Here is a 13,146-nt window from a genome sequence, read left to right as displayed (position 1 = left end):
CTGCGCTGGCAAGGCGGTTTCAAGTGAAAGGATTTCCACCGCTCCACCGCGGCGCCGGCCCATCGCGGCGACGCCCGGCCGCCACACCCTTTAGAATGGGCACGATGAGCGAACCCACTGATTACCGTGCCCTGCAGACCATCGGCTGGCCCTGGCCGGGCGGCCCTGAACTGCCGGCCTGGCAGGCCCTGTTCGAGCAGTTCCCGCAGGCGCGTCCGGGCCGGGTGATCGAGCAGCATCGCACCGGCTACATCGTGTCCGATGCGCCGGACGCGGCGATCAAGACCGAGTCGCCGCCGGAGTGGCAGCGCCCGCGCTTCCCCAGCCACGAGCGCGCGGCGGTGGGCGACTGGGTGCTGCTGGAGGGGATCAAGATCGTGGCCCTGCTGCCGCGGCGCACCGCGATCAAGCGTGGCGCGGCCGGCGAGCATTACCACCAGCAGGTGATCGCGGCCAACATCGATACGGTGTTCATCGTCTGCGGCCTGGATGCGGACTTCAATCCGCGCCGGATCGAACGCTACCTGCTGCTGGTCGGCGGGGGCGGCGCGCAGCCGGTAGTGGTGCTGACCAAGGCCGACCAGACAGAGTACAGCCAGGACGCCCTGGACGTGCTGGAAGAACTGGCCGCGCAGAACATCCCGCTGCTGGCCATCAACGGCAAGGACCCGGCCAGTGCCTCGGCCCTGCTGCCGTGGCTGGCCGCCGGCCAGACCGTGGTGCTGGTGGGATCTTCCGGGGCCGGCAAGTCGACCCTGACCAATACGCTGCTGGGCGAGGAGCGGATGAAGACCGCCGATGTGCGCGTCAACGACTCGCGCGGGCGCCACACCACCACCCACCGCGCGCTGATCCCGCTGCCGGCCGGCGCCTGCCTGATCGATACCCCCGGCATGCGCGAACTCAAGCCAACCGGTGAGGAGGCCCTGAGCGAAGGTGGCTTCTCCGACGTGGAAGCCCTGTCGGCGCAATGCCGTTTCCGCGACTGCGCCCACCAGCGTGAGCCGGGCTGCGCGATCCGCGCGGCCATCGAGGACGGCACGCTGGATGAAGAGCGCCTGCTCAACTACTTCAAGCTGAAAGAAGAAGTGGCCGCCGCCGCTGCCAAGCTGGCCGTGCGCCAGGCGCAGCAGGCGATCGAACGCAAGCACGTAGGCAAGGGCGCCCAGTGGCGCCCGGGCGGTAAGGGCGGCCGGCGATAGCTTTTGCTACTGTCCGTCCATGGACACGCCAATGACCGTGGATCGTGACGTTGCCCACCACACCGCGCTCGATGCCCAACTGGTCGAGGCGGTGGGCGGGATCAAACTGCTGGGATTGACCAGCTGGCCGGCCGCACTGCAGGCCCCGTTCCTGGCCAGCGTCGCCCGCGGCCAGCCGGTGCTGCCGCAGGTCGATTACCCCCGGCTCGATTTCAGCGATACCCGCCACCGGCTGGCCGCGATCAGCGCCCAATGCGATCCCGACCATCCCATCGGCCTGTACGTGCAGCGCTCGGCGCACAGCTGGGACCAGGCCGCCGGCCTGCTCGAATCGCTGGGGACCGCCGAGGTCGACCGTTATTCGGTGGAGTTGTTCGGCGCGCCGGAGCAGCCATTGCCAGGCAATGGACCCAGTACCCGCGATGCTGCCCGCCACTTCATCCAGATCGCGCAGGAGCTGGACCACGAACTGCTCGCACCCGAAGAGCAGGTGCCGGTCTCGGCCACTGCGCTGCAGCTGCAGTTGCAGAGCGATCTGGATGCGTTCTTCGAGTCGCGCATCATCACCGTGCAGCTGGATCCGGAGCTGATCTCCAAGGCCGCCGCCGGCCCCAACCGGATCCGCCTGCGCACCAGTGCCCGCTTCAGCGCCTACGACCGCGCGCAGCTGTTCCACCATGAAGCACTGGTGCACTCGCTGACCGCACTCAACGGACGCGAGCAGCCGCACCTGCCCAGCCTGGCGCTGTCCTCGCCGCGGGTCACCGCCACCCAGGAGGGGCTGGCCACGTTCGCCGAACAGATCACCGGCAGCATCGACATCGAGCGCCTCAAGCGCATCAGCCTGCGTACCGAAGCCATCGCGATGGCACGCGAGGGCGCCGATTTCATCGAGGTGTTCCGCTATTTCTGCGCGGCGGGGCAGAACAACGAAGAGAGCTTTGCCTCGGCCCAGCGCGTGTTCCGCGGCGTGCCGCCGAGCGGCGGCGCAGCCTTCACCAAGGACACCGTGTACCTGCGTGGGCTGGTCTCGGTGCACACCTTCTTCCGCCACATGCTGGCCGAAGACCGCCTGCAGGTCTGCCGCTGGTTGTTTGCCGGCAAAATGTCGCTCACCGATGCGATCGCGTTCGCGCCGCTGTTCGAAGAGGGCATCCTGCGCCCGCCGCGCTGGCTCCCGCACTGGGTCAGCCGCGCGAATGGGTTGGCCGGCATGCTGGCGTTCTCGCTGTTCGCCAACCGCATCCGCATGGATCAGCTCGCCCCCGAGTAGGGCCGGCCGCTGGCCGGCAAGCTGGCGCGCCTTCCACATGCACTCAGTGCGTTAATGAGCACTGCATCGCAATTCATCTGCGATGACCCGCACCGTAAACATCCTTTCATGTTCCGCTCGCATGCTGGTCATGCACCTGCATTGCGCAGGTCATCTTCCCCCATGTAACGGACGACCATGCTTACCCGACCCCTGACGATCGCGGTGGCGCTCGCGCTGTGCGCCGCCAACGCCCACGCTGCCGATGTAGATGCCACCGCCGCTGCCAACGTCGCGCTCAGCGCGCAGACCCTGGACACCGTTTCGGTGATCGGCCAGGGCGAGACCCGCCAGGTGCAGCGCATTACCGCCGTGGACAAGGAAGTGCTGCCGCCGGGTACCAGCGGCCAGAAGATCCTCGACCGCCTGCCGGGCGTCTCCGTGCAGTCCAACGATGCCTTCGGCGCCAATGAAGAATCGCAGACGATCAGCCTGCGTGGCTTCGACAAGAGCCGCCTGGGCTACACGCTGGACGGCATCCCGCTGGGTGACAACAGCTACGGCAACTACAACGGCCTGAGCATCGCGCGTGCGCTGATCGCCGAGAACCTGGCCGGCGCCGAGCTGTCGCAGGGCATCGGCTCGCTGGGCGTGGCCTCCACCAGCAACCTCGGTGGCACCATCCAGTACTTCTCGCAGGACCCGTCCACCGAGTTCGGCGGCAAGGCCAGTGTCACCGTGGGCGATGACAACCAGCGCCGTGGCTACCTGCGCGTGGACACCGGCGATATCAATGGCTTCTCTGCCTACGTCTCCGGCGTGCACCAGGACGCGGATATGTGGGCCGAGCCGAACCAGAACCAGACCACCCGCCAGTTCAATGCCAAGGCGATCTGGAACGTGGGTGACAACCGCTTCGGCGCGTTCGCCGCGACCTCGCGCGTGAGCCAGGCCAACTACGCCTACCTCTCCAAGAGCATGTTGGCACGCGGCCTGGGCTGGGACTGGAACATCTACGCGCCGGACTGGGATCGCGCCGTCGCCGCCGCCTATTGCGCACCAGGCACCTACAACGCCCAGAAGTGTGCGTTCACCGGTGGCGTCAACAGCATCGATGATGCGTACTACCAGAGCCGCGCCCTGCGTGATGACAACCTGTATTCGCTCGATGCCGACCTCGCCCTGGGCGACAGCGCCCGCCTGAAGCTGCTCGGCTATCACCACGAGAACCGCGGCCAGGGCCACTGGTGGGCACCGGGCCAGCCGTCCAACCCGGGCACGCCGGAGATGCTGCCGATCTCCATCCGCAGCACCAACTACACCATCAACCGCCAGGGCATCACCGCCGCGCTGAGCTGGCAGTGGGGCATCCATTCGCTGGAAGCAGGGCTGTGGTACGAGCGCAACGACCACAACGTGGAGCGCAACTTCTACTACATCACCGGCCCGTTCCTGGATGACGGCTACCTCAACCACCCGGACCGCCGCCTGTTCGACCAGGACTTCGACATCCGCACGCGCCAGTTCTACGTGCAGGACCGCATGCGCTTCCTGGACGACCGCTTGACCGTGGATGTGGGCATCAAGAGCCCGAACACCCGCATGACCGCCAACGCGAAGCCGGGCACCGAAGCCAGCTACGCCTCCGGCACCCTGACCGCCAAGGAATCGGTGCTGCCGCAGGCCGGTATCGGCTTCAAGCTGAGCCCGAACCAGGAAGTATTCGCCTCGTACTCGGAGAACATCGCCGCCTTCGTCGGTGGCGGCAGCGGTGGCCCGCTGCAGGTCTCGCCGGAATCCTTCGCCGCCAGCGCCGGGCTGGAGCCGGAAAAGTCCAAGACGCTGGAAGCGGGCTTCCGCACCTTCGGCGAGAAGTACCAGGCCTCGATCGCGGCCTACCACGTGACGTTCGACAACCGCCTGCTCTCGCTCAACCCCTGCACCAGCATCGAAGTGGGCACGCGACCGGAGTGCATCACGCGCTTCATCAACGTCGGTTCGGTGAAAAGCCGCGGTGCGGAACTGACCTTCATCCTCAAGCCGATGGACGGCCTGCAGTGGTACAACGCGCTCTCGTGGAACAAGACCACCTACGAGGACAACTACACCTCGGGCGGTGCGATCGTGCCGGTGGCCGGGAAGATCACGGTCGATACGCCCGAGCGCATGGCCTCCAGTGAAATCAGCTGGAACCGCGATGGCTTCTTCGCCAGCCTGCGCGCGAAGTACACGGGCAAGCGGTATTACACCTACACCAACGACCAGTCGGTGCCGGGTGTGACCACCTTCGATGCGGGCATGGGGTACTCGTTCGGGCCGGGCATGGGCCTGCGCGACATCAAGGTCTCGCTCAACGCAACCAACCTGACCAACAAGCGCTACGCCGGCCAGCTCAGTTCGTTCGCCCCGACCGACCCGACCGGCACCCGCTACGCGATCCACGCCAGCGCGCCGCGCCAGCTGTTCATGACGGTCGCCGCGGAGTTCTGATCCGGTGGGGTAGCCACCGACCGTCGGTCGGTGGTGCCGGTAGTGCCGGCCGCTGGCCGGCAACCCCATGAACCCGCCATCGCGAGGTGCCGGCCAGCGGCCGGCACTGCCGAAACGACGCCCACACAACGCAAACCAGCCAAAAAAAAGCCGCGACGCCTATCAGCATCGCGGCTCACCTCGTGGGGGAGGTCACGCATCAAGCAGGACGCGCAAAATCCTCAGAACATGTGCAGACCACCATTCACCGCATAATCCGCACCCGTCACATACGCCGCGTCATCCGACGCCAACCACGCGCACAGACTGGCCACCTCCTCCGGCTTGCCCAGACGACGGATCGGCACCGACCCCGCCAGGCGATCCAGTACATCCGGCGGGAAACTGCTGATCGACTGGCTCGCGATGTACCCGGGCGAAATCGTATTCACCGTCACCCCGCGCGTTGCCACCTCATTGGCCAGCGCCCGGCTGAAACCATGCATCGCCGCCTTTGCCGTCGCGAAGTTCACCTGGCCGATCTGGCCCTTGTGCGCACTGACCGAGCCGATGTTCACGATCCGGCCCCAGCCGCGCGTGCTCATGCCATCGATCACCTGCTTGGTGATGTTGAACAGCGCGTGCAGGTTGGACCCCATCACTGCATTCCAGTCGTCCGGGCTCATCTGGCGGAACAAGACGTCGCGGCTGCCCCCGGCATTGTTGACCAGCACGTCGATCTCGCCCACCTCGGCCTTCACTTTCGCAAACGCCGCCACCGTGGAGGCCCAGTCCGCTGCGTTGCCCTCCGAGGCGATGAAATCGAACCCGAGCTCGCGCTGTTCGCGCAGCCAGGCAGCCTTGCGCGGCGAATTGGGTGCGCAGCCGGCCACCACGGTGTGGCCGTTGCGGGCCAGCTTCTGGCAGATGGCAGTGCCGACACTGCCCATGGCGCTGGTGACGTAGGCGATGCGAAGAGTCATGGCGGAACGCTCCTTGGTAAACGGGTCAGGACGCAAGCGGATACAGACCGAACAGCAGCCCACCGAACATCAGCAGCAGCGAAATGCCGATGGCCCATTTCAGGGTGAACTTCTGGTGGTCGGCGAACTCCACCTTGGCCAGGCCGACCAGCAGGTAGGTCGAGGGCACCAGCGGGCTGAGCAGATGCACCGGTTGGCCGGCCAGCGAGGCACGCGCCATTTCCACCGGGGTGATGCCGTAGTTGCCGGCCGCCTCGGACAGGATCGGCAGCACGCCGAAATAGAAGGCGTCGTTGGACATGAAGAAGGTGAAGGGCATCGAGGCCAACGCGGTGATCACCGCCAGGTACGGACCCCAGCTGTCGGGAATGACCGCCAGGAAGCTGTGCGACATCGCCTCGACCATGCCGGTGTTGTTGAGGATGCCGGTGAAGATGCCGGCCGCGAAGATCAGCGACACCACCGACAGCACGTTGCCGGCGTGGTTGACCACGCGGCGGCGCTGCTCGGCCAGGTTCGGGTAGTTGATGACCAGGGCGATCGCGAAGCCGACCATGAACAGCACCGGCATCGGCAGCAGGCCCATGATCAGCGCGGTCATCAGGGCGATGGTCAGGCCCAGATTGACCCACAGCAGCTTCGGGCGCTTGATGTCTTCGGCGTCTTCCACGGTCGGCAGGGTGTTGCCATCATCGGAGACGCTGTTGTCCATCCAGCTGCCGCCCTGCGGCAGGGTGACCACGCCCAGGCGGCGGCGCTCCTTCATGCCCAGGTACCAGGCCAGGACCAGCACGCCGGCGCAGGCAATCACCATCGAGGGGATCAGCGGCACGAACACGTCGGCCGGGTCCACGTGCAGCGCGGTGGCGGCACGCGCGGTCGGGCCACCCCACGGGGTGAGGTTCATCACGCCGCCGGCGAGGATGGTCACGCAGGTCATGTTCAACGCGTTCATGCCCAGCCGCTGATACAGCGGAAGCATCGCCGACACGGTGATCATGTAGGTGGTCGAGCCATCGCCGTCGAGCGAGATCAGCATCGCCAGGATGGCGGTGCCGAGCACGATCTTCATCGGGTCGCCCTTGACGAAGCGCAGGATGATCCGCACCAGCGGATCGAACAGCCCGGCATCGATCATCACCCCGAAGTACAGGATGGCGAACATCAACATCACGCCGGTCGGCGCGATCTTCTTGATGCCTTCCAGCATCATGTCGTCGATACCGGCTGCGAAGCCGCCGATCAGCGCGAACAGGATCGGAATGGTGATGAGGGCAACCAGCGGCGAGAGCCGCTTGCTCATGATCAAGTACATGAATGTAATGACCATGCCAAAGCCGAGGATGCTCAGCATCATCTGCATTCTCCAGAAGCAACAGAGGGGAAGGAGGGGATCAGAAGTCGTACTGCAGGCGGCCGGTCACGGCACGGGTGCGGTCCACGGTGGCGTCGGCCAGACGGTCGCGGTTGCGGCTTTGGATCAGGTTGAGCATGAAGCGCAGGTTCGGGCGCATGTACCAGTTGCCGCCCAGCGTCCAGGCTTCGGTCTGGCCGTCGCGCAGGTCGGGCTGGCCGATCAGGTGCTGGTCGCCGCGCATCTGGTCGTAGCGCAGGGCCAGTTCGAACGCGCCGGCTCGGTGCTGGAAATCCTTGACCCGCCCAAAGCGCCCGGTCTTGCGGTCGTACACGCGCGATTCGCCGGTGACGAACCAGCTGACCAGGCCGTAGCCGGCCAGCACCTTGCCGCGCTGGCTGCCATCGTCGAAGGTGGCGCCGCTGAACTCGCCCTGCCAGGACAGCGGCCCGCTCACCTGTGCGTATTCCAGCGACCACTTGTTGACGTCGGTATCGCGCCCGGCCGAGAAATCGACCAGGGTCAGGCGGCTGTTATCGGAGAGGTGGCCGGCCGGGCGCGGGCGGATGCGCAGGGCAGGCACGCCGTCCGTGCCGGGGTTGTCGTAGCGCTCATGGGCCAGCGAGAGGCCCAGGTGCAGCACGTCGCCGGCGGTGGCGCCCGGCGCCCAGGTAGCGCGGCCACCGGCGGCACGGCCTTTGACCTGCCATGCGTCGATGCTCTCCAGGCTGTAGGCGCTGGCCGCCCACGTCATGTCGCCGCGTGCGGCCTGCCAGGACGCGCCGAGGCGATACAGCGGGGCCAGCGTGGTGCCGGCGTTGCCGCGCTCCAGGAAGGAGCCGTAGTTGGAGCTGGTGCGGTCATCCAGCGAGAAGAACTGCTTGAACTGGCCCACGGTCAGCTTGCCCGCTTCGCCGAAGCTGCGGCTGACGAACACGTCCTTGGCCTCGACCCGGTCGCCGGAGAAATCCGCTTCCATCTTGTAGTCGACCACGAAGAACTTGCCGGATACGTCAAGCCACGCGCGGCGGATCTCGGTGTCGTCCTTGTTCGGGGTGCCGCGGCGGTCGTTGTGGAAATCGGCGAAATCCAGGTGCAGGCGGCCGCCGAGGCTGGCGGTCACCGGGCGCTCGTCATCACGGTCGTCGGCGGCCCAGGCCGGCGCGGCCAACAACAGCGTGCAGGCAGCCGGCAGACAGCAGCGCAATGCGTTCAGTTCCATGGACCCTCCCAGGTGCCGGATGTTCGGTGGTGATGCGAGGGCGCAGCCTAGTGCCGGGATGCTGTCATCTACCTGTCAGTCATTGCTGCACCGCAGCGAAGCGCACGGAGGCGGCCGCACGCGCTAGCATTCCCGCACCTTTCCCGATCCCGACCGATGCGCATCCTGCTGGTGGAAGACAACCCGGACCTGGCCGACGCGATCGTCCGCCGCATGCGCCGCAGTGGGCATGCCGTGGACTGGCAGAGCGACGGGCTGGCCGCGGCGAGCGTGCTGCGCTACCAGAGCTTCGATCTGGTCGTGCTCGATATCGGCCTGCCCAAGCTGGACGGTCTGCGCGTGCTGGCCGGCATGCGCGAGCGCGGCGACAGCACGCCGGTGCTGATGCTCACCGCGCGTGACGGGATCGAAGATCGCGTGCAGGCGCTGGATGTCGGCGCGGATGATTACCTCGGCAAACCGTTCGATTTCCGCGAGTTCGAGGCGCGCTGCCGCGTGCTGCTGCGCCGCACCCGCGGGCAGGCCAGCGAGGTGGTGCAGATTGGTGGCTTCCAGTTCGACAACGCCGCGCACCGGGTCAGCCTGGAGGGCCAGCCGATCGAGCTGCCCAACCGCGAGTACCGCCTGCTTGAGATCCTGATGGGTCGGCTGGGGCAAGTGGTGGGCAAGGACGAGATCGGCAACGGCCTGTTCGGCTTCGATGACGAGGCCGGCCCGAACGCGATCGAACTCTACGTCGGTCGCCTGCGGCGCAAGCTGGCCGATGCACCGCTGCGCATCGTCACCGTACGCGGCAGCGGCTATCTGCTCGAAGCACACGACGCCACGCCCGATGGCAGCCGTCCCGATGGCGGGTGATGCCCGCGCGCCGAGCTCGATCCGGCGCACGCTGTGGCTCTATCTCGGCGGCTTGATGGCGCTGTTCGCCGTGGCGCTGTTCTTCGGTGCACGCGACTATGGCCAGCGCGCGGCCAATCGTTCCTACGATCACCTGCTGGTGTCCTCGGCACTGTCGATCATCGATTCGGTGGCGCTGGTGGAGGCGCAGTGGCAGGTCGATCTGCCCTACGCCGCGCTCGACCTGCTGGCGATGGCGCCGGAAGACCGCGTGTTCTATCGCGTCTCCGATGCACGCAACCAGACCGTGACCGGCTACGACGACCTGCCGGCACCGCCGCGCACGCCGACCGATCGTCCGCAGTTGTTCGATGCGCCCTACAGCGGCGAGACCGTGCGCTTCGTCGTGGTGTCGCGGCGGGTCTCCTCCCCGTCCGCGCAGGCGGAAGTCCGTGTGCAGGTCGGGCAGACCCGGCGCGCACGCGAGGCGCTGGCCCAGGACATGGTGACCCGCGCCCTGGTCGCGATCGTGGTGCTCTCGCTGTTGTCGCTGGCCCTGGTCGCGCTCGGCGTGCACCGGGCGCTGCGGCCGCTGGTGCGGGTCGAACGCGAGCTGTCCCGGCGCGAGCCCTCCGATCTGCGGCCACTGGATGCGGCCACGCCGCAGGAGATGGACCAGATGGTCGGTGCGCTGAACCGCTTCATGGGGCGGCTGTCGACCAGCAATGAAACCCTGCGCGCGTTCATGGCCGAGGCCGCGCACCAGATGCGTACGCCGCTGGCTGCGCTGCGCGCGCAGGCGCAGCTGGCACTGGATGATGATGATCCGGAGGACATGCGCCGCAGCCTGCAGGCGATCGAGCGCAACGCCACCCACATGAGCCGCCTGCTCAACCAGCTGCTCAGCGATGCCAGCGTGATCCATCGCGCGAACCTGCAGCGGTTCGCGCCGGTGGACCTGGCCGAGACCGTGCACCAGGCCCTGCATGAGGCGCTCCCGCAGGCATTGCCCGCACCCCGCGTGCAGTTGGCGGTGACCCGCGAGCCGGCCTGGGTCAACGGCGATGCACTGCTGCTGCGCGAAGCGATCAAGAACCTGATCGACAACGCGCTCAAGTACGGTGGGGACGGCGCGTTGCAGCTCGCGTTGACCACCGATGACACCCACTGCGTACTGACCATCGCCGATCACGGCCCGGGCATCGCGCCGGCCGATGCGGAGCGGGTCTTCGAGCGTTTCGCGCGTGGCGAAGGTGCGGCCGCCGGTGGCGCCGGGCTCGGGCTGGCGATCGTCAAGCGCGTGGTTGACAGCCATGGCGGCCATATCGATCTGTCCAACCGGGTGGGCGGCGGCCTGATCGCCACGATCCGGCTGCCGAGGAGGCACGCATGAAGGTTCTGTCTGGTCTGTGGTTGATGCTGGTGGCTTTCACTGCAGCGGCCGACCCCGGCGACGTGCAGCGCTTTCCCGCGCAGAGCACGCCCACCGCGCAGCTGCGCATCCATGGCTCGACCGACATCGAGGTGTTCGCCACGGTGATCGCCGACTACCAGCGGCTGCATCCGGGGACGGAGGTGATCTACGAAGACATCATCACCCAGGATATCTACAGCCGTTACCTGCACGTGCCGGGGCCTGGTGCGGCACCGGATCTGCTCATCAGCAGCGGCATGGACCTGCAGACCAAGCTCGTCAACGATGGACACGCGCTGCCGCACCGCTCGGCGCAGACCGATGCCTTGCCCTCCTGGGCGCAGTGGCGGCACGAGGCGTTCGGGATCAGCTACGAGCCGGTGGTCATGGTCTACAACACCCGCCGCCTGGCGGCGAACCGGGTGCCGCGCACGCGCCGGCAACTGCTCGATCTGCTGCACGCTGCCGATGCACCGTTGAAAGGGCGGGTGGGCACCTACGATATCGAGCGCAGCAACGTGGGTTACCTCATGGCCACCCAGGACAGCCAGCGCGGCAGCATTGCCGGCGCGCTGCTGGGTGCACTGGGCGACAACGCGGTGCAGTTGGAGGAACGGACCGGCGTGCTGCTGGACCGGGTCAGCCGGGGCGAACTGGCGCTTGTCTACAACGTGCTGGGGTCGTATGCACGCGCACGGATCGAGGCCGGCGCGCCGTTGGCCATCGTCGAGCCGGAGGACTACACCCTGGTGGTGCTGCGTACGGCGGTCATACCGCGCAGCAGCCGGCACCCCGAGGAAGCGGGCCGATTCCTGGATTACCTGCTGTCTCCGCGCGGGCAGCAGGTCCTCTCACGGGAGGCACGCCTGACCTCGATCCTGCCCGCGGCTACTACTGGCGGCGGGCCATCCAGCAACCTTCGCCCGATCCAGCTCGGCCCCGGCCTGCTGGTGTATCTGGACGCACTCAAGCGTCGCCAGTTCCTGGAAGCCTGGCGCGCCAGCGTGCTGCCCGCAGGCAGTGACAGCACGCCGCGCGAAGATCAGAACACGCCCAGCAACCAGGCGGCCCCCAGCAGAAGCAGAGAGAAGCCCCACATCCACCCCAGCGAGTAGCGGATGTGGCGTCCGATGTCCGCTCCGGCCAGCCCCAGCGCCAGCCATAGCGCCGGTGAGAACGGGCTGATGAAGGTCCCCACGATGTTTCCGATGGTCAGCGCATACACGCTGTGCGCGGGGTCCACGCCGAGCGGCGTAGTGATCTCCAGTACCACCGGCAGCAGTCCGAAATAGTAGGCATCGGTACTGAGCAGCAGTTCCATCGGCAAGCCGACCACGCCGAGCAGCACATGCAGCCATGGCAGCATGGAATCGGGAAGCACATGGGCCAGGTCCGCCGCGATGGAGCGCAGCATCCCGCTGCCGTCCATCACCCCCAGGAACGAGCCCGCGGCCAGGATGATCGCACCCATCTTCAGCGCCGCCGGCGCATGCGCGGCGATCGCCTCCATCTGCTGCGCGGGGCGGCGGTAGTTGATCAGCAGGGCCAGCGCCAGGCCGATCATGAAGATGTAGGCCGAGGGCAACAGACTACCGACCAGCGCACCCAGGACCGCGACGAACAGCAGCGCGTTCAGCCCCGCATGGCGGACGGGCACCGGCGCCGCTGCGCGGGGCAGCGGCGCAGCGGTCCCGGCAGGCGCCAGGTCGCCACCGCTGGCGGCAAGGCGGGCAGCACGCCCGCGTTCGCGCAGCCCCAGCACGGCCGCCATCGCCAGCAGCAACACCGCACCGACCACCTGCACCGGCAGCAGCGGCTGCCACAGCACGCCGACGTCGATGCCGGTCACGGCGGCAGCGCGCCCGAGCGGACCCGCCCACGGAAGCATGTTGAAGATGCCTGCACCGGTCGCCAGCAGGAGCAGCATCAGGTACGGACTCATGTGCAGGCGCCGGTACAGCGGCAGCAGCGCCGGCACGGTGAGCAGGAAGGTGGTGGCACCGGCACCGTCCAGATGCGCCACCATCCCCAGCAGTGCGGTCATCATGGCGACCGCGACGACATTGCCCGCAGTCATCCGCACCAGCCCGTCAACCAGGGGGCGGAACAGCCCCGCATCCTGCAGCACCCCGAAGAAGGTGATCGCGAACATGAACATCGCAGCGATTGGGGCGACCCGCCTCAGGCCGTCATTGAAGTAGCCAGCAAGCGCATCCGTGCCGGTTCCGACAATCAGCGCAGCCACCAGCGGGACCAACACGAGGGCGATGATGGCCGTCGTTCGCCCGGTGATCAGCAGAGCCACCAGTGCAGCAATGGTCAATAGCCCGATGAGTGTCAGCATGCAGCCTCCAGTACAAGGAAATGTCGATCCGACCCTGTCACCGGTGAGCTGTCATCCAGCTGTCAGCGG

10 protein-coding genes are annotated in these 13,146 nt (G+C 67.2%); 6 read left to right on the top strand and 4 right to left on the bottom strand.

What is annotated here, in order from left to right; all coding sequences use genetic code 11:
* Window positions 1-95: 95 nt before the first annotated feature.
* The 3 genes from rsgA to OC373_RS06205 all read left to right on the top strand — a co-directional run bounded on the left by rsgA (window position 96) and on the right by OC373_RS06205 (window position 4,944).
* Complete coding sequence (gene rsgA / locus OC373_RS06215; protein WP_019183772.1) at window positions 96-1,202, top strand: ribosome small subunit-dependent GTPase A; 1,107 nt, start codon at window positions 96-98, stop codon at window positions 1,200-1,202.
* 19 nt (window positions 1,203-1,221) lie between these two features.
* Window positions 1,222-2,475, top strand: coding sequence for a flavohemoglobin expression-modulating QEGLA motif protein (locus OC373_RS06210; protein ID WP_026069868.1), 1,254 nt, complete (start codon window positions 1,222-1,224; stop codon window positions 2,473-2,475).
* 177 nt (window positions 2,476-2,652) lie between these two features.
* Window positions 2,653-4,944 carry a TonB-dependent receptor gene (locus OC373_RS06205; protein WP_261997273.1) on the top strand — a complete coding sequence of 764 codons (2,292 nt, stop codon included), beginning with the start codon at window positions 2,653-2,655 and terminating at the stop codon, window positions 4,942-4,944.
* 221 nt (window positions 4,945-5,165) lie between these two features.
* Here the strand turns inward: OC373_RS06205 and phbB are convergent, their stop codons facing one another.
* From phbB to OC373_RS06190, 3 genes are read right to left on the bottom strand one after another with little or no spacing between them, the layout of a single operon-like run.
* Window positions 5,166-5,906 carry an acetoacetyl-CoA reductase gene (phbB, locus tag OC373_RS06200; RefSeq protein ID WP_019183776.1) on the bottom strand — a complete coding sequence of 247 codons (741 nt, stop codon included), beginning with the start codon at window positions 5,904-5,906 and terminating at the stop codon, window positions 5,166-5,168.
* A 25-nt stretch (window positions 5,907-5,931) separates the two neighbouring features.
* A complete protein-coding gene (locus OC373_RS06195; RefSeq protein WP_070427462.1) occupies window positions 5,932-7,260 on the bottom strand; it encodes a CitMHS family transporter in 1,329 nt (442 codons plus the stop codon).
* 40 nt (window positions 7,261-7,300) lie between these two features.
* On the bottom strand, window positions 7,301-8,482 hold the full coding sequence (locus OC373_RS06190; protein WP_261997272.1) for a porin: 1,182 nt from the start codon (window positions 8,480-8,482) through the stop codon (window positions 7,301-7,303).
* A gap of 156 nt (window positions 8,483-8,638) precedes the next feature.
* Here OC373_RS06190 and OC373_RS06185 point away from each other — a divergent pair, with 156 nt between their 5' ends.
* From OC373_RS06185 to OC373_RS06175, 3 genes are read left to right on the top strand one after another with little or no spacing between them, the layout of a single operon-like run.
* Window positions 8,639-9,340 carry a response regulator transcription factor gene (locus tag OC373_RS06185; protein ID WP_261997271.1) on the top strand — a complete coding sequence of 234 codons (702 nt, stop codon included), beginning with the start codon at window positions 8,639-8,641 and terminating at the stop codon, window positions 9,338-9,340.
* Window positions 9,315-10,712 (top strand): sensor histidine kinase, encoded by a 1,398-nt coding sequence (locus tag OC373_RS06180; RefSeq protein ID WP_235318946.1) that lies wholly within the window; start codon window positions 9,315-9,317, stop codon window positions 10,710-10,712. Before OC373_RS06185 ends, OC373_RS06180 begins: the two co-directional genes overlap by 26 nt.
* Window positions 10,709-11,848, top strand: a complete 1,140-nt coding sequence (locus tag OC373_RS06175; RefSeq protein ID WP_261997270.1) for an ABC transporter substrate-binding protein — start codon at window positions 10,709-10,711, stop codon at window positions 11,846-11,848. The genes OC373_RS06180 and OC373_RS06175 overlap by 4 nt, the downstream gene beginning before the upstream one ends.
* On the opposite strand, the gene OC373_RS06170 is transcribed toward OC373_RS06175, so the two are convergent.
* The gene (locus OC373_RS06170; protein WP_070425886.1) at window positions 11,776-13,077 is read right to left on the bottom strand and encodes a citrate:proton symporter; all 1,302 of its coding nucleotides are present in this window, start codon (window positions 13,075-13,077) and stop codon (window positions 11,776-11,778) included. The two genes, OC373_RS06175 and OC373_RS06170, sit on opposite strands and share 73 nt — an antisense overlap.
* Window positions 13,078-13,146: the final 69 nt, after the last annotated feature.

Source organism: Stenotrophomonas sp. Ste96 (assembly GCF_024519495.1).
Lineage (GTDB): Bacteria > Pseudomonadota > Gammaproteobacteria > Xanthomonadales > Xanthomonadaceae > Stenotrophomonas > Stenotrophomonas bentonitica_A.
The sequence above is the reverse complement of the archived record's forward strand: the minus strand, read 5'-3'. Positions and strand labels throughout refer to the sequence as shown.